Origin of the sequence: Jeotgalibacillus sp. S-D1, from assembly GCF_004358665.1 — a bacterium.
In the GTDB taxonomy this organism is placed as follows: Bacteria; Bacillota; Bacilli; order Bacillales; family Jeotgalibacillaceae; genus Jeotgalibacillus.
The window spans coordinates 112,375-135,627 of record NZ_SMZR01000003.1; the positions used below are offsets into that span (position 1 = coordinate 112,375).

At 37.5% G+C, this 23,253-nt stretch carries 23 protein-coding genes; all 23 read right to left on the bottom strand.

The window, feature by feature from the left end; genetic code table 11:
• Positions 1–54: 54 nt before the first annotated feature.
• Positions 55–1,188, bottom strand: coding sequence for a phosphotransferase (locus tag E2R51_RS11350; protein WP_133377195.1), 1,134 nt, complete (start codon positions 1,186–1,188; stop codon positions 55–57).
• 20 nt (positions 1,189–1,208) lie between these two features.
• Positions 1,209–2,990 carry an ABC transporter ATP-binding protein gene (locus E2R51_RS11355; protein ID WP_240733055.1) on the bottom strand — a complete coding sequence of 594 codons (1,782 nt, stop codon included), beginning with the start codon at positions 2,988–2,990 and terminating at the stop codon, positions 1,209–1,211.
• A 45-nt stretch (positions 2,991–3,035) separates the two neighbouring features.
• Entirely contained in the window at positions 3,036–3,374 is a 339-nt protein-coding gene (locus E2R51_RS20000; protein WP_240733056.1) for a hypothetical protein, read from the bottom strand.
• A gap of 15 nt (positions 3,375–3,389) precedes the next feature.
• Entirely contained in the window at positions 3,390–4,007 is a 618-nt protein-coding gene (locus E2R51_RS20005; RefSeq protein ID WP_240733057.1) for a glycosyltransferase family 2 protein, read from the bottom strand.
• 22 nt (positions 4,008–4,029) lie between these two features.
• The gene (locus tag E2R51_RS11365) at positions 4,030–5,211 is read right to left on the bottom strand and encodes a glycosyltransferase (RefSeq protein ID WP_133377196.1); all 1,182 of its coding nucleotides are present in this window, start codon (positions 5,209–5,211) and stop codon (positions 4,030–4,032) included.
• A complete protein-coding gene (locus E2R51_RS11370; protein ID WP_133377197.1) occupies positions 5,208–6,326 on the bottom strand; it encodes a polysaccharide pyruvyl transferase family protein in 1,119 nt (372 codons plus the stop codon). The genes E2R51_RS11365 and E2R51_RS11370 overlap by 4 nt, the downstream gene beginning before the upstream one ends.
• On the bottom strand, positions 6,323–7,510 hold the full coding sequence (locus E2R51_RS11375) for a glycosyltransferase (protein ID WP_133377198.1): 1,188 nt from the start codon (positions 7,508–7,510) through the stop codon (positions 6,323–6,325). Before E2R51_RS11375 ends, E2R51_RS11370 begins: the two co-directional genes overlap by 4 nt.
• Positions 7,507–8,541: a glycosyltransferase family 2 protein gene (locus tag E2R51_RS11380; RefSeq protein WP_133377199.1), complete on the bottom strand. Its 1,035-nt coding sequence runs from the start codon at positions 8,539–8,541 to the stop codon at positions 7,507–7,509. Before E2R51_RS11380 ends, E2R51_RS11375 begins: the two co-directional genes overlap by 4 nt.
• A gap of 18 nt (positions 8,542–8,559) precedes the next feature.
• A complete protein-coding gene (locus E2R51_RS11385) occupies positions 8,560–9,753 on the bottom strand; it encodes a glycosyltransferase (protein WP_133377200.1) in 1,194 nt (397 codons plus the stop codon).
• Entirely contained in the window at positions 9,750–10,493 is a 744-nt protein-coding gene (locus E2R51_RS11390) for a glycosyltransferase family 32 protein (protein ID WP_133377201.1), read from the bottom strand. The genes E2R51_RS11385 and E2R51_RS11390 overlap by 4 nt, the downstream gene beginning before the upstream one ends.
• A 16-nt stretch (positions 10,494–10,509) precedes the next feature.
• Positions 10,510–10,854, bottom strand: coding sequence for a helix-turn-helix domain-containing protein (locus E2R51_RS11395; RefSeq protein WP_133377202.1), 345 nt, complete (start codon positions 10,852–10,854; stop codon positions 10,510–10,512).
• Positions 10,855–10,877: 23 nt separating this feature from the next.
• Positions 10,878–12,044, bottom strand: a complete 1,167-nt coding sequence (locus tag E2R51_RS11400) for a DegT/DnrJ/EryC1/StrS family aminotransferase (protein ID WP_133377203.1) — start codon at positions 12,042–12,044, stop codon at positions 10,878–10,880.
• A 17-nt stretch (positions 12,045–12,061) separates the two neighbouring features.
• On the bottom strand, positions 12,062–12,709 hold the full coding sequence (locus E2R51_RS11405; protein WP_133377204.1) for an acetyltransferase: 648 nt from the start codon (positions 12,707–12,709) through the stop codon (positions 12,062–12,064).
• Positions 12,710–12,711: 2 nt separating this feature from the next.
• Positions 12,712–13,311: a sugar transferase gene (locus E2R51_RS11410; RefSeq protein ID WP_304999973.1), complete on the bottom strand. Its 600-nt coding sequence runs from the start codon at positions 13,309–13,311 to the stop codon at positions 12,712–12,714.
• A 36-nt stretch (positions 13,312–13,347) separates the two neighbouring features.
• Positions 13,348–14,391 (bottom strand): UDP-glucose 4-epimerase GalE, encoded by a 1,044-nt coding sequence (gene galE, locus E2R51_RS11415; protein ID WP_133377206.1) that lies wholly within the window; start codon positions 14,389–14,391, stop codon positions 13,348–13,350.
• 70 nt (positions 14,392–14,461) lie between these two features.
• On the bottom strand, positions 14,462–15,535 hold the full coding sequence (locus E2R51_RS11420) for an EpsG family protein (RefSeq protein WP_133377207.1): 1,074 nt from the start codon (positions 15,533–15,535) through the stop codon (positions 14,462–14,464).
• Positions 15,536–15,568: 33 nt separating this feature from the next.
• A complete protein-coding gene (locus tag E2R51_RS11425) occupies positions 15,569–16,456 on the bottom strand; it encodes a glycosyltransferase family 2 protein (protein WP_133377208.1) in 888 nt (295 codons plus the stop codon).
• Entirely contained in the window at positions 16,453–17,568 is a 1,116-nt protein-coding gene (locus E2R51_RS11430) for a glycosyltransferase family 1 protein (RefSeq protein WP_133377209.1), read from the bottom strand. Before E2R51_RS11430 ends, E2R51_RS11425 begins: the two co-directional genes overlap by 4 nt.
• Positions 17,553–18,701, bottom strand: a complete 1,149-nt coding sequence (locus E2R51_RS11435) for a glycosyltransferase family 4 protein (protein WP_133377210.1) — start codon at positions 18,699–18,701, stop codon at positions 17,553–17,555. The genes E2R51_RS11430 and E2R51_RS11435 overlap by 16 nt, the downstream gene beginning before the upstream one ends.
• A gap of 23 nt (positions 18,702–18,724) precedes the next feature.
• The gene (galU, locus tag E2R51_RS11440) at positions 18,725–19,603 is read right to left on the bottom strand and encodes a UTP--glucose-1-phosphate uridylyltransferase GalU (protein WP_133377211.1); all 879 of its coding nucleotides are present in this window, start codon (positions 19,601–19,603) and stop codon (positions 18,725–18,727) included.
• Between the two features lie 14 nt (positions 19,604–19,617).
• The gene (locus E2R51_RS11445; protein WP_133377212.1) at positions 19,618–21,450 is read right to left on the bottom strand and encodes a polysaccharide biosynthesis protein; all 1,833 of its coding nucleotides are present in this window, start codon (positions 21,448–21,450) and stop codon (positions 19,618–19,620) included.
• Positions 21,451–21,740: 290 nt separating this feature from the next.
• Positions 21,741–22,409, bottom strand: a complete 669-nt coding sequence (locus tag E2R51_RS11450) for a CpsD/CapB family tyrosine-protein kinase (RefSeq protein ID WP_483299933.1) — start codon at positions 22,407–22,409, stop codon at positions 21,741–21,743.
• Positions 22,363–23,127: a YveK family protein gene (locus E2R51_RS11455; RefSeq protein WP_240733058.1), complete on the bottom strand. Its 765-nt coding sequence runs from the start codon at positions 23,125–23,127 to the stop codon at positions 22,363–22,365. The genes E2R51_RS11450 and E2R51_RS11455 overlap by 47 nt, the downstream gene beginning before the upstream one ends.
• Between the last annotated feature and the right edge of the window lie 126 nt (positions 23,128–23,253).

The window sequence follows — 23,253 nt, forward strand, 5'->3', positions numbered from 1 at the left end:
TTCAAAACAAGTCAATGATATTATTCTTAATTAAAGAACAAGTTCAGTTTTCTATTAATTAGTGATATATTCCTGTTGAAACTTATTAAACCTTTCAATCCACGTTTCAATATCATCAAAATTACTTGTCCTTGTATTACATATCATTTGTAGTTTTAATTCTATGCAATCAAGAAAGAAAATGGACAATCTAATGTTTTTATTCAGTAATTCATCATTTAAGTTTAAATTGTGATGAAAATGCTTAATACACTGTTCGAGTAATAAAGATACTTCTTGAACAGTGTATTTATGTTTACTTGTATGAACTGTCATAAAAATCATCCAATACAAATCAAAGTAAATATTACGATTGCCCAAAGTATTCCAATCTATCACTTTGATCTTATTGTTTTTTCCCAACAAAATATTACCTTCCCAAAAATCACCGTGTGATAACCCAAACCAGATATTTTCCACAAAATATTCTTTTTCAATTTTTGAAATTTCATTGAGACAAAATTCAGTAATCTTTTGTAATGTTATTAGATTACAATTATTGAGTTTGCTTATATTATTTAAAAGTGTTTCTATCGAAGTTTTTTTCGTGATTTTATACGAATACAGGTTTACTTTATATGGGTTGTTAGTAAGGGTTAATTGGTTTAAAACTGAAATTATCTTCAAGTTAAGTATTGTAGGCTGGGAAATCGAAAACTTAGCTCTATCAAAATTTATATATTCTTCAACAACAAATTTTTTTGAATAGTTCATTGACAATATTTTAGGACCTAATCCAGTTCGAAAAGCCTTATTTGCAATATTCATTTGTTCTTTTACGTAGGATTCAGGTAAGGAAGAAGGGTAAATTGTTATTACTTTTTTTTGTGTAAAGTTAAAAATCTTCACTTCTCCCTCACGTAAATTTAGTAAGCAATGACCAAAGGTATTTGAAGCTATCTGATCAGCTGTTTTGCGTTTATTTAATAACTTTTTTTCTACAAAAACTTTAATAAAATTTAATACAATAAAATTTTTCTTTAATGCAACTGGCATTGCATTAATTATCTTATATTTTGTGTCCCTCTCGAAATAAGGGAAAGGTTTAGTAAACTTGTGTAAAATATAATATAGAGTTATTAGACTAATTTCAGAATTTATATACATATGGTTGTCTACATATAAATAACTATATATCTTTTTAGCCATAGCATTACACCTTTCAATAATTATGCTAAATTCACTTTGTTGATCTTATCTCTGCTTTCAGAAACCAATTTTCCATTGCTCATTTTAAAAACAATATCACAATTTTCTATAGTGCTAAGTCTATGAGCTATTATGATCAATGTTTTATCTCCTTTTAATTTATCAATTGATTTCATTATTTCTTTTTCTGTCTCATTATCAAGAGCAGATGTTGCCTCATCCATGAATAATATTTCAGGGTTGTGATAGAGTGCACGTGCTATGCCAATGCGCTGTCTTTGACCTCCTGATAACCTGACTCCTCTTTCACCAACGGAGGTTTCAAGCTGTTCTGGAAGTGACTGAACAAATTCTTTTAATTGAGCCTTATCTAATGCTGCCCAGACAGCTTCTTCATCTATTTTTGATTCTTCAATTCCAAAAGCGATATTTCCTTTAATCGTATCATCTGATAAGAAGATAAATTGTGGAATGTAGCCAATTTTCTGCTGCCATAATGTTTTGATGTCCAATAGGTTCTGACCATCGACTAGTACTTCCCCTTTTTCCGGTTTAAGAAGACCCAGAACAATATCAATTAACGTAGTTTTCCCTGCCCCCGATTCTCCAATAAAGGCTACAGATTTACCTATTGGAATATTTAGATTAACGTTCTGGATAGCTGCTTTTTCTTGGTTCGGATAGCAAAACGACACTCGATTTAACGTTATAGCTTTGTTGAATACTCTTTTTCCCTCATTAATAATCACACTCTTATCTAGATCTAATTTTATTTGGATATTATTGTAATTTGATTCAAATAAATCTCTGTAAACTACATCCAAAGCAGGCTGACTATAACGAATCGTCGTCGTTAACGCTACTACCTTGGTGATAGAAGGCATTAGTCGAAAAGCTGCCATGGCGAAAAGTGCCATAGTGGAGATTAGTTCAGTTGTATTTTTACCTTGGAATACAATAATTAGCATCGTTAAAAGAACCGTAGAAACAAGAAGTGTTTCGATAAACAGGCGAGGAACCTGTTCAAGCATTTTCATGTATCTTCCGTTATCAGCCTTAATTTGACTCTGCCTGCTGTAGGCATTTATAAAAAAGATCTCTTTTCCTGTTACTTTAACTTCTTTACTTCCCCCAAGACCTTGATTAACCCATTTAATCATATTCCCACTAACTATTTGCTGCTCTTTACCTAGGGAACTGATCTTCTGTTTAAAAACAGAAAAGAAAATAAAAACACTTCCACCCAATAAAACGGAAGCGGTAAGTGTGGCTAGGGGGGCTGTGACAAATAGAAGAACCAAAATGCACAATATCACTAAAAACTCTGTCAATAATTGAAAACTAGATAATACGATACCTTGCAATACTTTTGGGACTTCATCATTTACATTTCTCAATAATTCTGCTGTATTTCTTTGTAAGTGGAAAGTATATGGTTTGGTTAGATATTCTTTAAATAAAGATCTGGAAAGTTTTACTTGCTGATTTAATATCACTCTGAACTGCGCATAGTTAAATATAAGTAGGTATAAATTCTTTATAATAAAAACTGACAACAACATTACTACTGCAAATACAATAAAGGAAGTGGTTGACTGAAAATTAAGTGTTTCGTAAATAGCATATAATACTCTATGTTCTTGTATAATTTCAGGGGATGTAAGTAAGCCTACAAGTGGCACGATTAATCCAATTCCTACTGTTTCTAATAATGCTGCGAAGATCATCATAATAAATAAATATAAAAATTTTTTCTTTTCCTTATTGTTAAATAGTAATAATACCTTTTTAAAGATTTCCAATCCATCACCCCTTTAATCGTTTAATTACAAAAAGGCAAACCAATATTATTTATTTCTTTGTACAAAAAGCAAAACTAAAGATTTATATAAAATGGGATTTATCTTAGCAGCCAAGAGAAGTAATTTTACCGCAACTGGATAATTACTATGTCTAATGGTATCAAGAAAATACTGATTTAATATATTTATGATTTTAAAATACAAGGCTTTGTTTTCACTAAAATGAGATTCCATAGAGATTTTATTTAGTTGAACCATAGCACAATCAGCAAGTTTTACAGCAACTAAACCCTTCAGTTCATCATAATCCTTACATAAAAATATATACATCTCATGATAAATTATGACGGCATCAATATGAATGCTTTCATTAGCAATTCCCATAGTACTATTTCCTCTTTATAAATAATTATATTTTGAAACCCCTGTGCTACAAAATTTTTCTGATTTATGAATAATTTTATAAGTAAAGTCAGTATCCTCATAAATTCTCCCCACCTTGAATCTTGTATCCCCAATAGTTTCTCGCTTGAATAACTTATTACAAACTATTTCATTATATAACTCACCTTCCAGCATAACTTTCAATGCTTCTTTTGGAGAGTGCGTTGTTAAAGGATAGAATGCATTTTTAACTTCCTTGTCATGATAATGCTTAGTTACACCACAACACGAAATGTCTGCTCCGTATTCTATACATATATTGTATAAAGTCTCATACATATCAGGTTCAATCCAATCGTCACTATCAACAAATCCTATAAAATCACCTTTAGCAAGATCAAGACCATAATTTCTAGCTTCAGAGAGTCCACCATTATTTTTGTTAATTACTACAACCCTTTTGTCTTTATTTGCATACTCTTCACATATTTCACCGCATTTATCTGGAGATCCATCATTAACGAGAATAAGTTCAAACTTTTTAAAAGTTTGTTGTAATATACTATCTAAACACTTGGAAAGATATTTCTCGACCTTATAAATCGGTACAATTATACTTATTACTGGAGTCACTCTGCCCACCCTTTACTTACATTCAACGTATTAATCGTTGCATTTCGTTTACTTTCTTAAAGCTGCTGCTGGACAAATTGTCACTAAAGTAAGTACCTATCTTAGAATTATTAAGCATTTTTTTTATCGCAAAATAAAGTTTTTCTTCATCAGGTTCTGTAATCAGACCAGTCTTCCCGCTAACTATTTGTTCATCTGAGCCTATAAAGTTGGTTGTAACTATAGGCTTTCTTAATATTTTCGCTTCAGTCAGGGTAATGCAATACCCCTCATGCCTCGAAGGTTGAACATATATATCGCATTGAGCCATATAAGGATATGGGTTTGGATTAGAGCCTAAAAGAATAAAATGATCTTGAAGATTATTGTCTGCTATTAACCGTTCATATTTCTTTCTAGAACTTCCTTCACCAATGCAATACCACTTAATATTAAATCCTTCTTGAATTAATTTAGCCATAGCCTTAATAGCAAGATCCTGTCCCTTTTCTTCATTTAAACGGCCAACTGTTAGAATCCGTATCCCTTCAAAGTTGTCGCTGAATCCCTTATGCTCTTTGGATAGATTTAATATTTCAGTTGGCAATACTATGTTGTGAAAAACTTCAGTTTTTCCTTTTAAACTTGGGATTAATTGGATAATTTTTTCTTTTGCTCCATGCGAAACAGTAAACACCGTATTAAACTTTTTGTAAATATCATTCATAAACTTAGAATCTATCCCAATTTTTGTAACATCAAAATGAATCCACTGAACCTTTTTCTTTGCCTTAATTTTATGACTAACAAAATAGCTTATGAAGTCCATTGGACCAGCATAAGCTACAGCAATATCATATTCCTTTTTTAGAACTGATACATTTCTAAGGAGGTATTTATAAAATAGACTTTTATTTTTGGTGATTTTAGAGACAAGATAAATTATTGAAAAGCTTAATCCATTAATCAATTTTCCTTCTTTAATAATTTTTAACGCATTTGATTTTGGGGGAAGGTTTATAAAATTTCTCAATTCTTTGTACTCAGTTAAATAATCTATTTGAACTCTTTTAGGCAGCGATTCTAAAAACCCCCCGTACTTTTCTAACATAAAAACAGTAACATCAAACTGTTCTTCTGGTAACTCTTCCAGCATATTTAATAATGCTTTTTCTGTTCCGCCTACATTCATATTGATAACCATAAAAATTATTTTCTGTTTCATGATAAATTAACTTCTTCCTTATAATCTATAAATTCATTTAGCTTTTCAAATTGAATAGCTGCACTTTTTATTGCATCATTAATATCACTTACTTTATTTAATGCTTTATCATGAAAAGACTTGTCATATTGAAGTTGTAGATTATCCATCTCAATATGCATGTGAAATTCATTTAAATCAAATAACATGTTTAATGTTTTGTTGCTATAAATAATTGGTATGAGTCCTACCTGAAGTTTTAATGCTAAAATATTTGCATGGAACCTTGCTGCAATAATCAGTCTAAATGTGGAAATTAGTCTTAACGCTTTTTTTAAATCTCCATTATAATTATAAATAGAAACTTTTTTTGAGATTTCTAAGGGTAAATTTCTCTTTATTTTTTGAGCTATTTCAAGATCTCCTTCTTGTTCACAGAAAGACAGCAAACAGCATTCAAATCCACGTGAAACTGCTAATTCTATCGCTTTGGCTGTACTCTTAAGGTACTCGTCTTCATACCTTTCCATACCTTTTTTATGTTTTACATCAATAATCGAAAAACCAATAATATTTTTCTTCTTTGTCATCTTATACTCATTTACATCCAGTTGAAAAACAATATCTGACGCATATCTTACCTGGGGAAGTTCGCTGAACAAATTGTATGACTTTGTATCTCTAAAACAAACATCTTCGCATAATTTGAAAAGTTTTTTATAATCTTCAACAAATTCTTTAGTATGATATGGCCCAAAGTTAGCCCCCAAAATAAAGGTTGGCTTATTCCTTATTTTAAATTCATTAACCATTTTCAGTCGTTCTTCATATAAGCTTTTATGATACTCTTCTTCTCTAAATATAGATCCACCTAGAAAAACTAAAACATCATGATCTTCTGCTACTCGATCATAGTCCGTTATTGAATCAGTTATTTTCAATCGTTGAGTAATCTTGTTGATTAAGTTATATTTTTTCCTCTTTATATTATTATAATTTTTAATAAACTCATCATAGTTACTGCCCACATGATTTAGAGTGATCTCACAGTCTGGATACTGAGCAGCTAAGATATCCAAAAAAAGGTCATCGCCTAAATTAAATGCTAAATAAACATCTACAAAGATTCTCTTCAATTGGAATCCCCTCTCTCTATTAAATTATAAAACTTAGTAATTTGATTAATTGAACTATAAGGCTTACTTCTTTCCAGCGCGTTTTCTATACTTTTTTTGAAGACATCATTTTTTAAATATCTCCTTATGCCTTGATAGATACTTTTTATATCATGTTCGACTATTAACCCGTCAATTTCATGATTAATTATTTCTTTTGCCGTAGGGAAATCGGTACAAACAATAGCTTTTTTTAATATCTTTGCTTCCATAACTGTCAAGCCGAACCCTTCTTTTGCGGAGGTTTGAATATAGATATCACAGGCTTTTATATAAGGGTAGGGATTTTCTTTTTTTCCTAACAAAATAAATTCTTCATCCAAATCATGTTGGTTTATCATTTGCTCAAGATTTTGCTTTTCTGCCCCATCACCAATGACATACCACTTAAATTTAAAATTGGAATCCTTTAATAGCTTAGCTGCCTTAATAGCTTTATCATACGCTTTTACTTTTTCCAGCCGTCCTACAGTTAAGAGTTTAATGACTGAACGATCAATCTCACTACCCCCATCTTCTTTAGCCATTTCAATGATCGTACTGGGGTTAATAATGTCTAATATTAACTCAACTTTACCTTTATACTCTTCGTTGGTATTTGATACAGATTCTTTTGTATAGTTTGAAACAGTAATAATTGAATCAATATTTTTGTAAGATTGATAATCAATTTCCTTGTGATATAGCGTGTTGATATAATCAGTATTTATCCAAGCAAGTTTTTTATTAGCCTTTACTTTATTTGATACAAAATAGGTTGGCATTCCTTGACTGTAAGCAATTGCCGCATCATATTTTTTTTCTAACGTAGGAAGGATATTTTGTATAGATCTATAAACCACTTGCTCACTATGGATAGGTTTATTATTAAAATTATTTATACGTAAAGCTATTGATGTTTTAATTTTATATAGTAAAAAGTGTTTATTGATTGCGTTTCTTTGATTTAAATACATGAAGTATTCTGGTTGGGGTAAGAGATTAATATAGTGAGGGAGATACTTATCAAGCTCTCCCCCCTTTTTAAAAAGGAGCAAGTCAACGTCATATTTTGATGAGTCAATCATGTTTAGCAACGCGACTAAACTTTTTTCGGCGCCACCTATATTCAATGAGTCAATTACAAACAAAAGTTGTTCTTTCATAGAACCACTTTCTTTCTAATAAGATTATTATTTATCTTTTTTAAAGCATTAATTAGTTGGCTATAGAATAGGACAGGCAGTATAAATCTTTTTTTCAATAGATAAATGTATGGTTTTTCAAAATATAACTGCGTTGAAAATTCATTCACTTTGGAATTTATATAATAAATCTGTACGACTTGTTTAATGTTTCTTACCGCTTTAACTAACCCTATATTTTTGAGGTCATTGCTCTGTTGATTAACAATATTAATAACAAAGTCTTGTATTTTGCGTAGGATTATTTTATCTTTTTCAGTTGTTTCAAAGTTGGTCCGATCAAGGATTTTCTCCAACAGTATACAAACTGAAATAAAATTATTAGTGTAACTAATATCTAAATTAGCGGTTATGCTCTTTTCATTCATCCTGTTATAGTTGTACAAATACTCCTCCAAAGCTGAAAATGATTTACTTAATGAAACATATTCAAGCACAAATATAAGATCTTCGTTCATAAATAAGTCTTGATTCATTTTCAAGTTATTTACTTGAACTTGATCTTTTTTAAACATTTTCCCCCATAGGACGCCACCTGTTCCCTGACATACCATTTTCATCATTAGATGAATAGACTGTGTGTTTTCAAACTTAAAATCCGAGTGTTCGATTATTCCATATTTTGATATATCTTTATACCCGCAGCAAACCAGATCTGCGTCTGAAACTATCATTTTTTGATATAATTGTTCAACATATTTTTTTTCAATTGTATCGTCTGCATCCACAAAAACTAAATACTTTCCACTAGCTGCTTCAATGCCTAAATTACGTGCCATAGAAGGGCCACTGTTCTTCTGGTATAAGTATTTAACTCTCTCGTCCATCAATAAGTAATCTTTAATTACTTTTTCAGTATTATCGGTTGAACCGTCATTAATAATAATGATTTCTATATTTGAATAGGTTTGTTTAAGTATACTTTCCATACAGTTAGTTATATATAACTCACAATTATAAACAGGAACAATTATACTTACATCTAAAGTCATCCTATCATTCCTCTTTAGTTAATTAACCAGACCATATACTTTTTCCATCTCCACTGAATTATCGAAATTACTATCTCTACACTTTTGAGCAAGTGACTCCCTTAATTGAGCATCGTTATACAATTTTTCAATTCCATCCGCTATTCCTTTATCAGTTATTTCGCAAATATATCCATTTACATTACTTTGAAGCTGGCTTGTAGCAGTAGGGTAATTTGTTATAATTACTGGTTTCCCAAGAATCTGTGCTTCTCCGACGGTAACAGCCTTGCCCTCATACCTTGAAGGTTGGATATAAAGATCTGCAGCTTTTACCAGGGGATATGGATTAACTTTTTTGCCTAGGAGGATAAAATCCTTTTCAAGATCATTATCATTTATTAATTTCCTTAGCATCATTTCTTCTCCCCCATAACCAACTACATACCAAACGATATTATTAAATCCTTTATCTTTCAGTATCCTTAATGCTCTAACAGCTTGGTCAATACCTTTTGCATGAGAAAGCCTAGCTACTGTAATAATCTTGAATCTTTGATCTGATACTAATGGATTTTGAACATTTTCTTCCGCCATACTACTGATAAAATCTTGTGATGTAATGTTTTCAATCACTATAACTTTCTTTCTTAACTCCTGATATTTATTCACAAATGATTCCTTACACGCCTCAGAAACAGCTACTATATAATCGAATTTATTCCACATTTTTAAATCCATTTTTACATCTGTCTGGATTGTAGAGAAGTCAGTGTGAATCCATGCAATTTTCTTTTTGGCTTTAACTTTTTCGGCCACATAATAGTGAGGCCACAGGTAGCTGATGGCGACATCATACTCTTTTTCGAGGTTTGGAAGGAACGGAAGTGCGTACTTCCACATGAGCTGCATTTGGTAATAGCCCGGCTCACTTATTTTACCTACTCTGCCTTTTACTGAAGCCACAGCCTTAGAAAGGATCCTCGAACCTGCAATAGCAACTTGTTTTTCTCTTATATTTTCCAATATGGTTTTTCTAAAAGTTGTATACTGAGGAACTTCATTTAATAAAGTTACTTTTTCAGACAACAGGTTCATAAGATCACCTTGATGCCTATATAACATTAAATCCACCTGGTAATTTTCATAGTCAAAATTATTAAGCATGCTTACCAGGCTTCTTTCAACTCCCCCTATTTCCATATCAAAAGAGGCGATCAGAATCTTTTTCATAGTAACCTCCTGGCAATTGAAACTAGGTTTCTGATTTTATAAATATTCTCACCGCCAATTAATTTTGCAGTTGTTTCTTTTATACGGCTTTTTAATTTGGCTTTAGGAGATAACCAGCTTTTATAATAGTGATGCATTGCATAAGAAGCTTCTGTTTTAAAGTTTCTGCAATTAATATAATCATAGGGCGAGAAAAAAACCTGTGGATAAAAAGCTCCAATCTCCTCTACTTCCTGAAAATCCCCATTCATAATGACCCCGTAATTGCTTACTATCTTTGTTACTATCGCTACATTTGTTTCTTCATTGAGACTTCCATCTTCTTTTAAGAAGTTTTTATTTTGATACGAATCTAAGAATACTTTTATTAATTTATTTCCTTTAGCAGCTCCGATAGTGCTTGTCGCTATAAAATCTTCCTGTTCAAATCCCCAAAAAGACTCATGATGAAGCAGATCATCAAATGGTTTAAATACTTCTACGTCAGTATCCAGGTAAATACCGCCTTCTGTATATAAGGCATGGACTCTCACAAAATCACTTACAAAAGCAAATTTACTATTTTCATAAGCCTCTTTGATGTAAGGGTTACTGTTCATATCAAAGTTGCTTTCATTCCATTCGATAATTTCATACTCGGAAAGGTGAACTCTCCAGCTGTTCATACACTTTTTGATCTGTTCTGGTTTTTCCTTGCCTCCAAACCAGCAGTAGTGTATTCGCTTTGGAATTGTAGTCATTTCATGCTGCCTCCTTTTAATAACCCAACCCCTTATCCCGCTCCTTCTTCCACTTCGTAAATTCAAAAATCAGTTTAAGTTCCCTTAACTGTTCTTTGCTAATGTCATGGTCGATCAGCTCTTTTATAAAGTAGGCTAATTCTTTATCGTCTGTTTTAAAAACGGCTGATTCTTCGAGCAGTTGGTTTAAATCCACTCTCAGCACCCAGGCGATTTTTTCCATGACTTGAATGGATGGGTTTTGTTTAAGGTTTCGTTCAATATTACTTAAGTAAGATTTTGATACTCCCGCTTTTTCAGCCAGTTCTGAGAGGGTTAATCCTTTTTCTTTTCTAAGCTTAATAATGTTTTCTCCAATCATCTAAAGTACCTCATCGTTCTTCCTCACAGTGCACCACGTTTTACGGCTGCACCTTGCAGGACGTCTTTGATTTGTGTAATCACTCTCGTTTGGTCATCCTCTGACAGATTTGATCCTGAAGGCAGACAAATGCCGGTGTTAAATAGTTCTTCAGCGATATCTTCATCCTGGTTATGGCGGTAATACGCCGCATCCTTAAATAAAGGCTGAAGATGCAGCGGCTTCCACACCTGTCGTGCCTCGATGTTTTGTTCTGATAGCGATGAAAGGATATCTTTCACGCTTACTCTTGTAACTTCTTCGTTAATGGTTAACGTGCTGAGCCAGCGGTTTGTTTTTGTTTGGGGTAATTCAGGCATAAACGTGAGACCGGGAATATGTCCGAGCTCTTTTTTATAGCGGCTGAAGATTTTCCTGCGTGCAGCAACCCGCAATTCCAGCACCTGAAGCTGCGCTATTCCAACACCCGCCAAGAGGTTGCTCATGCGGTAATTGTAGCCAAGCTGGCTGTGCTGATAATGCGTGGCCTGATCACGAGACTGGGTGGCGAGAAACCTTGCGCGTTCCAGCGCTTCCAGATCATTGGAGACTATCATTCCTCCGCCTGACGTTGTAATAATTTTGTTGCCGTTAAAAGAAAAAACACCAAATTTTCCGAAGCTCCCGCTCGGTTTGCCTTTATAGGTGGAACCAAAGGATTCAGCTGCATCCTCAATGATAGGTACTCCAAAACGGTCACAAATTGCAGCCAGTTCATCCATTTTGGCGCTTTGTCCATAGAGATTAACAATGATTACTGCTTTTGGGAGCCTCCCCTTTAAAGCCGCTTCCTCCATCGCCAGCTGAAGTGCTTGCGGTGACATATTCCACGTTTGGGGCTCAGAGTCGATAAAGACCGGTTCTGCTCCCTGATATAAAATAGGGTTGGCACTGGCTACGAAGGTAAGGGTTGAACAAAAAACCTTATCTCCAGTTGATATATCAAGCAATGCCAGAGCCAGATGAATGGCAGCTGTACCTGAACTAAGAGCAACAGCACCTTTTGCACCTGCAGCCGCCGCAGTCTGCTGTTCAAATTCATCGACGTTAGGGCCCAGCGGTGCAACCCAGTTGGTGCGAAATGCTTCATTGATATATTGATGTTCATTTCCACTCATATGCGGTGGTGACAAATAGATTCTTGAGTTCATTCAGCACATGCCTCCTTCTATGAAATCCGCTCCATGTTTCTTATACTTTTAATCACTTTTGCCGGACATCCCACTGCCATTTGAAAGGCTGAAATGGATTTGGTGACAACAGCACCAGCCCCCACCACTGACCATTCCTCAATTGACATTCCGGGAATCACAGTGGCTCCCGCTCCAATTTGAACCCCTTCGCCAACTTTTATGTTTCCTGTTAACACTGCTGCTGGCGACAGATGGATGTAGCTTTCCATCAGGCTGTCATGCTCAACAATGCCGGCTGTGTTGATAATGGAATGATCTCCAATTACTGCACCTGCATTAATGACTGCATTTGCCATGACTACTGTGCCGTTTCCAATGCTTGCCCGCCTGCTTACTACAGCTGTTGGGTGGGTCAGGGTAATATAGTCTTCTGAATTCAATTTGAATTGAGCTGTCAGTCTTTTTCTAATGGCGTTATTTCCGATGGCGATAATAACTTTTGTGCTGTTTTGTTGAAATACATCAGCTAACTCAGAGGTCGGGCCATAAATCACACCTTCAGCCGTCCTTCTTTCCTGTAAGCTGTCATCCAGAATAGCGTGGATTGTTAAGTCTTCAAAGTTAGATATAAGATCCTGAACTACACTGCTGTGTCCGCCGTTTCCGATAATGATGATCTTCATCGTTACACCACGTCTTTGGATCCTGTGAATTTTTCCATCGTTACATGACCGCTTTGGGTAATACCCTCTTTTTTGATAACCTTTATAAAGGTGGAAAGTAAGATCCTGCTGTCTAAAATTGCGTTTCGATTGTTTACATACCAGGTATCCATTGCAAATTTCTCCTCCCAGCTGACCGAGTTTCTGCCATTCACCTGTGCCCAGCCTGTGATGCCGGGTCGAACAAGATGACGAAGCTTCTGTTCTGCTGAATAAAGCGGCAGATATTCCATTAGTAATGGCCTTGGACCAACGAGACTCATATCCCCTTTTATTACATTCAGCAGCTGAGGCAGTTCATCCAGGCTGTATTTTCGTATCCAGGCACCTAAGTGTGTCAATCTTTGCTTGTCTGAGAGCAGATTTCCTTCCCTGTCCGTTGAATTCAGCATCGTTCTAAATTTAAGAAGGTAAAAGGGGTCTCCATTTAACCCGGGGCGCTGCTGCGTGAAGAAAACAGGTCTTCCCATTTTTAAGGCAATCACAATGGCTGTGCCCAGAAAAATGGGCAAAAGCAGGATAAATAACAGCACCGAACTGATCAGATCAAACATGCGTTTCATAAGCATCTAACTCCTAAAATCGATTCAAATTATTTCTTACGCACCGGATGCTTCGATCGACACCTTCTCAGTTATGTAGCCTTCCGGATTTTGCAGCTGCCATCTCCAGGTGTCTTCGCACATCTCGCTGATGGATTTTGTTGCAGTCCATTCCAGCTCCGCGCGGGCTTTTGCAGGATCTGCATAGCAAATGGCCACATCCCCGGGTCTCCTGTTCCCGATGTGGAATGGAATGGTCTTACCGGACGCCTGTTCAAAGGCCCTGACCATTTCAAGCACGCTGATCCCGACGCCTGTGCCGAGATTATAGGCACTGATGAACGGTGTTTTTTGAATTTTTTCCAGCGCTTTAATATGACCGTTTGCCAGATCAACCACATGGATATAATCCCGCACCCCTGTTCCATCCTTTGTCTGGTAGTCGTTGCCGTGAATGGTAAGTACGTCACGCCTGCCGATCGCAACTTGTGATAAATAAGGGAGCAGGTTATTCGGAATGCCATTGGGATCTTCTCCGATCCGGCCGCTTTTATGGGCGCCTACCGGATTAAAATACCGGAGTATGGCAATGGACCAGGATGGATCGGCCTGATAGATATCCTGCAGCATATCTTCAATCATTTCCTTTGTCCGCCCATAAGGATTGGTGGAACCTATCTGTTCATCCTCTGTAATAGGCATATGATTGGTTGCTCCATAGACGGTGGCAGAGGAGCTGAAAACGAATTTTTTCACGTGAAACTTTTCCATTGTTTCCAGCAGTACCATCGTTCCAGCAAGATTATTTTGATAATATTTCAACGGAAATTCAACAGATTCTCCAACCGCTTTATAGGCGGCAAAATGGATAACGGCGTCGATTTTGTTAGATGAAAATAACTTCTCCACCTGCTGCCGATTTTGCAGATCCACTTTGGAAATGGTGAATAGTTTACCGGTAAGTTCCGCTACGCGTTTCAGAGACTCAGGGTTACTATTGCTGAAGTTATCAGCCACAATGATGTCGTATCCTGCTGCAAGAAGTTCCACACATGTATGGCTGCCAATGTAGCCAGCACCGCCGGTTACCAGAATGGTCATTCGTGATTCCTCCTTCAGATAACAATCCTCATAAAAAAATAACCCTGGCTGAGCCAAAGTCATCACTGTTTTACCAAGTTAAATAATTGCTTTTATACAAAATGTTTAAGCTCACAACCGATTCATAGTAGTAATAGCCAAAGTAGCAAACCAGAATCATAAAATAGACGAATTTTTCATCCTTTTCTCTGAAAAGCTTAACGATCCAGGACAATAAAATGAGCTGATACAAGTTAAAATACAATGCAAATCGTGCAAATATCCAGCTTTGGGTGGAGACGAGCAAGAAGACAATGCTCAGCAGCGTCATGTTTACAAAGACATCGCTTTTTGGAAAAATCACGCGCAGCTTCTCTCTTCCCAAAAAAGCAACAACAAGAGGAACTGCAGCAACGATTACACGGAGGAAACTTGCTCCGCCTTCGTCAAAATCCTTATAAGCTCCATATTGAGTATCTTCAATAGCTGAAAATAATAGGGAAGTGAATTGTTCAAATCCAATTACAATGGATAAAGATAACAAAACGAGTCCAACTGTCGCTTTAGACCAGGCTTTTACCCGCACCATAAAATAAATAGGAAGTAAGATAAGTGCACTCTGATGGATGGTGGAAGCTAAGCCAATAATAATTGCATATTTAAGGAAATTCCCATTTAACAAATACTTGGTTGCACAAAACGCAATTGCAGCAGCCAGCGTCTGTCTGATCCCATTCATTGAAACAAGAAAAAAGCCCCCAGTTATATACACAAAAAGGCTTAACTCGATCATTCGTGAATAGTGAAATAACACCACTGTGATTAATACATTTGTAATTAATGCTGCTGTAAAGATCATGATCTGCGGATCAGCTGATATTTTTTGAAGAAGCATTTGTAAAATGCCAAAGCCGATATCTTTATTCGCGACCACGTATTCCCACGTAAATTGATTATCCGTGTATATATTTACGTAATTAAATGTATCCCCTATATTCGATCTTAATCCTGAAACAATGACCAGGGTTGAAGCAGCAAGAAAGACCAGCAGCCGGTTTACTTGAATAGGGATGACCGATCCCCTGAAACCTGCCGGAACTGCAGCATAACGGGCAAATAGAGCAAGGACAAAAACAAATAAAAGATTAATCCAGAGTATGGTCATAACAGAATCCTTTCCTTCACATGAACCAACATGCTATGAAGCGGTCATCGCTTTTCTGGTGATATATAAATAAAGCGTTGCACCTAAAGGAAGCGCAAAAAGGGTTAGAATTTTACTTGGTGATTCATTCAAAAAGTTCTTATTTTTACTGATCATGCTGCTTGATACATAGTGAATGGCCTGACGGAACTTAAATGCCATTCCAACTGACGGCAGCTTCATTAACTCTTTACGGTAAAATGCGAACCCTTTTGGATTTGTCAGGTATTGCTTTAGCATATTAACGGAAGAACCATCCGGAAGATATTCAACAATACAGATGACCTCATTCATCAGAAGCAGTTCATACTCAAGGTCAAGCAAATAATATTTATAAGCTAAGCCCACGTATTTTTCTCCCGCAAAAATAGGGTAGGGATATTTTTTTGTCAGTTCAGTGCGGTATACTAACTTCTTATCTCCCTTTACATCATGCTTTTCATATAAATCTAATAGAGTAGAACGCTTCATACCCTCTGGTAACGGGGTCCCTATTATTTCACCGTCTGTGAAAGCATCCAGCCCGACAATGCCGCTCACTTCATCATTTCCATATTCACGCCAATAGCGCGTAATTTTTTCTACAGCATTATCGGGCATAAAATCATCTGAATCGATGCAGACATTCAGTTCTGTAACAATCAGTTCATAAGCCGTATTGTGCGCTCCATGCATCCCCTGGTTTTCCTGATGGTGATAGTGAATTACCACAGCCCCTTCATCGATCCATGCCTGCACCTTTTCTTTTGTATCGTCCGTCGATCCGTCGTCAACAATTAACCAGATGAAATCTTTACACGTTTGGCGTTTCAGGCTTTCATAACAATTACCGAGGCAGTAAGCCCGGTTATAGGCTGGCGTAAAGACAGTCAGCATTTTCAACTGCCAACACCCCCAAGTTCTAAATAAGCGTTCTGTGTATGGACAGCAGTTTGGCGAATATTATACCCTTGCTCGCTGACTATTTTTTCTGTTTTAATTCTTGAAGGCTGTTGTGCTCTTATATTCAGCAGCGCCTCCACCCATATCTTCTTATTTGTTATCGGAAGAGCACTAATTAATCCACATTCCAAATCAGCTTCATCTGAGATTGTTTCAGAAATAACACATGGAATACCTGCACATTGCGCTTCAATTAACGTTACAGGAAGACCTTCATGCAAGGAAGGAAAGGCAAATACATCAAATGCCTGCATGACCAGATGAATATCATCTCTAATGCCGAGCATATGAACATTTTTGGAGATCTTTAAGTCTTGTACTTTCTTCTCAATACTGTGCTGCAGTGCCCCTCCCCCCACTAAAAACAGATGGGCATCCGGCACGATCTGCACCACCTCTGCAAAAACTTCCAGCAAAAAGGAATGGTTTTTCTGCTGATTAAATCTTCCAACATGTCCGATTACTAAATCGCCGTCTTGTAAATGAAACAGCTTTCTCATTTTCTCCCTTTTTGCAGGAGAGTACATATACTGGTCACATTCGATCCCATTTTTTAAAATATGGGACCTGGATGATTCTTTTTCAAAAAGCCAGGATGCGGCTTTTGTAGAGCAGGCATAATAGGCCGTTGCATATTTCGGAATGTTTTTACCGGCCATCCATTTATACGTTTTAATTAACAGGCCACCTTCACTGCTTGTGTTGTGGCTATGCGCGATGCGAACTGGAATCATAGCGCGTGCTGCTGCCCTCAGCACAAACCCGCTCATCTTATCCATATGGGAATGAACAATTTTATAAGGGTGATGCGTGAAAAACTGGTTCAGATTTTTAATATAGGTGCGGTGACCTGACGTTGTTACATAGGGAATGCGGTGGATTTTTCCGCCCAGCTGTTTAATTTCTTCATCAAACACCCCTTCGTAACAGGTCAGGAAATCAAACTGAATTTTTGTACGGTCAATATTCCGGTAAAGGTTCATAATCAGTGTCTCTGCGCCGCCGCGGTTCATATTGACCACAACATGCAGTACTCTTAACGGGCCATCCATTTAACACCCTCCTTCTCCATAAAGGACTCATAGATCGCACTTTTTTGGGTTAGCACCTGAGGGATGCTGTAGGTGCTGATGATGATCTGTCTTCCTTTTTCTCCAAATTGCTGCCTGATTTCTTCATTATCGAAAAACATAATTACTTTTCGGTTAAAGTCCACATGGTCATCCGGCTCGACAAGCCAGCCGTTTACATTGTTTTGTACCAGCTCGCGGTGCCCTCTGTTGTTTACGGCGACGACCGGAAGACCGCAGGCCATCGATTCCATCACATTCACGGGGAGGCCTTCCCGGTCACTGGATGCGACGGCTACATCGCATAGCTGGATCCAATCCCGGATATCCTTTTCAAATCCTAAGAAACGAACGCGTCCGCTGATGCCAAGTTCCTCTGCAAGCTCTTTGCATTTTTTTAGCAGGGGTCCCTCTCCTGCCAGCAGCAGCTTGATATCGGGACGTTTTTCACTCATTAAAGCCAGCGAGTGAAGTAAGAATCGCTGGTTCTTATTACGGTTGAATTCAGCTGCGTAAAATAATAAAAAGTCATTCGGTTTATAACCAAATGACTGTTTTCGCTGGAATTTTTCCTGTTCGGTTATTGGCTTAAAATAATTGGTGTCGACGCCAACACCCCGCACATGCTCGATTTTTTGCAATTTAAATCGCTTTTGGGACAGCTCATAATCTTCGTGATTAATGGTTATCAGGCAGTCCGTCAATTGGGACATGGCCTTTTCGATAGGATAATAGATCATCCAGTTTAACAGCGGTGCTCCCTTGCAAAAGTGGAAGCCATGTGCGGTATAGATGACTTTGGTTCCGTGTTTTCTTGACGCTCTTGCGGCCAGTCTTGCCATCATTCCGCCAACCGGGGTATGGCAGTGGATAAGATCGTATTGTTCCTGATCCATAATCGATTTCAGCTGCTTGTAAGCTGCAAAATTACCTTTTGAAAAGGGAGAACGCTGGATTGGAATATTGTATTTGCTGTCGACAAAGGGCAATTCAATATCTCCCTTTGCTGCTACATCCACCTTCCAGCCCTGATCCTTGAACCATTGCATATAGGGTAAATGAAATGCTTTAAAATGATAGTCAACCGTTGCACAAAAAAGCACCTTGCCTGCCAAATGCGTCCCCTCCTTTTCTAAGGTTAATTAGCTGTTTCTTTTTCCAGGACTGTTGATAGATATTCCAGCAGCTCAAATCTAAGTTCATCCCGCTTAAGGGCAAATTCAATGGTTGTTTGTATAAATCCCATTTTTTCTCCTACGTCATAGCGGCTGCCTTCAAATTCATAGGCATAAACCGCTTCATGATGATTTAATTCAGCAATTGCATCCGTTAATTGAATTTCATTTCCCGCTCCCGGTTTTTGATTGCTTAATATATCCAGGATTTTTGGACTTAAGATGTAGCGGCCAAGGATGGCAAGATTGGAAGGTGCTTCTTCCACACTCGGCTTTTCAACCAGGTTCCTCACATTGTACAGCCGGTCGTTCATCGCACTGCCTTCTACAATTCCGTATCTGGAGACATCTTTTTCCTTCACTGTCTGCACACCGATGATCGAGGCTTTGTAGCGGTTGTACTGCTCCATTAACTGCTTTAAGCAGGGCTTTTCAGCCTGTACAATATCATCGCCAAGCAGCACGGCAAAAGGTTCATCGCCAATAAATTTCCTAGCACACCAGATGGCATGTCCCAGCCCTTTGGCTTCCTTTTGACGGATGTAATGAATATCCACCATATTTGATGATTTCTGAACGGCGCTCAACAAGTCCAGCTTTCCTTTATCAAACAGATTTTGTTCCAATTCAAACGAGTGGTCAAAATGATCCTCAATTGCTCTTTTCCCTTTCCCTGTGACAATGATGATGTCTTCAATGCCTGATTCAATCGCTTCTTCCACGATATACTGAATCGTCGGTTTATCGACGATTGGCAGCATCTCCTTTGGCATGGCCTTGGTAGCCGGTAAAAACCTCGTGCCTAATCCTGCAGCTGGAATAATGGCCTTTCTTACTTTCATCGCGTTTGTCTCCTTTAGCTTGATAGTGGGATCATCTCTTTTTGTTCAGGAGCAGTTTGGCGGTTCGCCAGCTCCAGCAATAATTCTCTCAGTGCGTCTCTGCTCAGTGAAGAATAGCCTGCAATGATCTGTTCGATTTCTTCTATATAAAGCTCTGCCGTTTTTCCAACATAAATTTTGGGATACACCTGTTCTTCCCTTACTTCATCTTCTTTCAGCAGTTCTTCAAACAGCTTTTCACCCGGCCGTATTCCGGTATATTTGATTTCAATATCATCGAGGGAATTCCCGGATAGTTTAATCAGATTTTTAGCCAGATCGACTATTTTCACAGGGTCTCCCATATCTAAAACAAATATTTCTCCGCCCTGAGCAAGTGATCCTGCCTGTATGACCAATCTGGATGCTTCAGGGATCGTCATAAAGTAGCGGATCATGTCCGGATGGGTAACGGTAACCGGCCCCCCTCGCTCAATTTGCTTTTTAAAGTGAGGAATGACACTTCCTCTGCTTCCCAATACATTTCCAAAGCGAACGGCAACAAATTTGGTGTCGCTGACCTGATCCATTTGCTGAACAATCATTTCGGCCAGTTTTTTAGAGGCTCCCATGACGCTAGTAGGATTAACGGCTTTATCCGTTGAAACCATGACAAAGGTTTCAACTCCATACCAGCTCGCTGCTTCTGCGATATTTTTCGTGCCAATCATATTGTTTTTAACTGCTTCCTCTGGATTTCGTTCCATTAACGGCACATGCTTATGGGCTGCAGCATGGTAGACCACATTTGGTTTATAGACTCTCATAACATTCATCATTTTCTTTGAATCTTGTAAATCCGCTATCTCTGTGACAAATTCGATAGAAGATTCTTTAAAACGTTCTTTTAATTCCATTTCAATTGTATAGATGCTATTTTCCCCGTGCCCCAGTAAAATAAGCCGCTTCGGATTAAAACGTGAAATCTGCCGCGAAATTTCTGAGCCAATGGATCCTCCTGCACCGGTGACAAGAACCACTTTTCCTTCAATGGTATCCGACACCAATTCAATATCCATTTTAACCGGCGTTCGTCCCAGTAAATCCTCTACCTGGACATCTCTTGCCTGATTAACAGATACCTTTCCCGTCACGAGATCTTCCAGCATAGGCAGGATTTTCGTTTCTGCATTTGTTTTGGCACACTCATGAAAGATCTTGTTTAGTTCTCTTTTTCGAAGAGAGGGAATCGCAATGACGATGTTATCTACCTTGAGCTCCACTACAGAAGGGACAATGGATTCCACTCCGCCAAGCACGGGTACCCCCATGATATCGAGATTGTGTTTTCTAGTATTATCGTCAATGAAGCCGACAGGTATCAGATCGCAGTCCTTATTATGCAGGAGCTGCCTGACGACCATCGTTCCTGCCGAACCCGCTCCGATAATCAAAGTTCTTTTTCGATTAGGATAACGGTTGATTACCTGATCCAGATACATTCTCCACATAAATCTCGATCCTCCGATTAACAGCAAATGAAGCAGCCAGGTGACTGCAAGCAGGCGAAAGGAAATTTCCTGCAGAACAATCTGCTGAGCACCAAGTGCCATCAATATTGAATAGGTGACAACCTTGCACACAATCACCAATTCTCCAATACTTGCATACTCCCAGGCTTTTTTATAAAGTTTTAGTTTTATAGAAAATAGCAGATGACTGGTTAAAAGAACGATCGAACTTAGAAGAACCGGATAGGTCAGCACATGAATATCTCCATTAACAAGAAAACCGCTAATAAATACAGCTGTCAGTACAATGCACGAGTCAATTAAAATAAACAGTGAAAGTCTTTGTTTGTAAGACATATCCATCCCCCCCTCCCTCATCTAGTAATCTTGCAAGCCAATAAATAAAATAAAGTACTGATGTGCAAAGTTTTCTTCGAAACTGCACACATCAATACTTTATAGTAAAAATATGGGCATTTAACCCATCCTCACCCCATACCAGCGACGACGCGCGTCTAAGGTTTATTTCAACCCACAGCATGATCGAGTGCCTCCGTTGATAACAGTAAGGAGACATCACCAATGTATAAACTTAAAAGAGAATACTATATTCTCAATAAAGAACAACGAGCTTAAATTTTTTTCTTTTATTTATCGTTTATAATGGCGCCAACGATCTGAGAGTGGGCAAGCTCTAAAACACGGATTGCTTCTGAGGCTTTTTCCAATTCTGTTTTTGCACGCTTTAATAATAAGAGAACACCATCACAATAATGCGCTAAAACCCTGGTTTCCGTGTATTCAAGCACACTTGGGGCATCAATGAGCACTGCGTCATAATCTTTTGAGGCAGCTGCTAATAAATCCTTCATTGACTCTGACCCGAGAATTTCAGCAGGATTAAAGGTGACCGATCCGCTCGTTAACACATCCAGTTTCCCGATTTCTGAATGGCTTACCGCATCCTTCAATGAAATGCGCTGTTTGAGCATATTCGCTATGCCTTTTTCATTCGGCAGGTTAAAAATGGTATGCAGTACCGGACTTCTGAGGTTGGCATCAATAAGCAGGATTTTCTCTTTTTGCTGAGCCATCGATGCCGCAAGATTGGCAATCGTGATTGATTTTCCTTCTCCTGTTCCCGGTGAAGCAATTAGAAACACTTTTTGGTCGCTTTCACCAGTTATAAACCGAATATTCGTTCTGATCGTTCTGAACTGATCCGCTATATGGGAATCAGGATATAAGTATGTAGCTAAATTTCTTTTCTCAGGAGTCGTTCCCTGAAGCTTTCTTTTTAATATCAATGATTTCACCCCTTAGCTTCAAAGTTGAACTGTTTCTTTTTTGCATAAGTAATTTCTTTTTATTTAAATTTGGAACTACTCCGATAACCGGTATTCCCAGAAGATCTTCTACTTCCTTTTCTCTCCGTATGGTTCCGTCGAGGCTTTCAAGGAAAAAGGCAAGACCCACTCCAACAATCAAACCAAATCCGGCTGCAAACAGGATGGTTTTATTCTGAGATTCATTAATCGGAGAGGGATTCACAATGGCGCCAGACAGTAACTGGATATCTTTAAAATCCAGGATGGCGTTTGCTTCACTTTTAAATGCCTTGGCTGTAATATTTGCAATGGATGCGGCTCGCTGTGGATTTGTATCGGTGACAAGTACTTGTACCACTTGAGACTCATCAATTCTCATCACTTCTATTTGACTGGCAAGTCCCTGAGGAGATTTTTCCAGCTTCAGCTCATTGATCACATTACCCATGACAATGGGATCTTTAATCATAACCATTAGTGTTTTCGTATACTCACTGTCGCTTGAAATAATCATTCTGGTAGAACTCTGATAGAGGGACACGTTATTTAACTGATTGTAATAATAGCCGGCTGAAGCAGTGATTATAACGATCAGAGCGATTAACCATAACCTCTTTTTAATTACATTAAAATACTCAGATAGATTAATATCTCTAATCAGCAAGGTTTGTGAACGATTGCTGCTTTTCTCTGCCACTGTTATCACCTTCATTTCTCCAATTTTCCATATCAGAAATATTCTTTATAAAGAACATTTTATTTAAAAAAAGAGATGAATCGGAATCTTTATTCATTTCGTTATTCCTATATTATTGTAGTTCTTTATAAAGAA